This window comes from Achromobacter sp. SIMBA_011 (assembly GCF_046535435.1).
Classification (GTDB): Bacteria; Pseudomonadota; Gammaproteobacteria; order Burkholderiales; family Burkholderiaceae_B; genus Achromobacter; species Achromobacter dolens.
Genome location: NZ_JAWRWN010001278.1, coordinates 1 through 233, shown reverse-complemented (window position 1 = coordinate 233; position 233 = coordinate 1). Strand labels below are relative to the sequence as shown.

1 pseudogene is annotated in these 233 nt (G+C 68.2%); it reads right to left on the bottom strand.

Features of this window, described 5'->3' with window-relative positions:
* Nucleotides 1-233: pseudogene (locus SB816_RS35175) on the bottom strand (cytochrome P460); the annotation flags it as partial.

Genomic DNA, 233 nt, shown 5'->3' with positions numbered 1-233 from the left:
CGATCAGCCGCTTCGCGGTCGCCTCGTTCGGGCACACGCAATAGACGACGATCGGCCGCTTCAGCAATTCCGGATCGAGCAGATCCGGCGAATCGAGATCGACCGGCACCGCGCCGGCGATCCGGTACGGCTCGCGCTCGCGAATCGCGCGCGGGCGCGCGTCGAAGATCAGCGGCGGCTCGTTCGACGTCATCATCTCGACGAGTTGCGGCGGCGAGATGCGCACCTGCGCG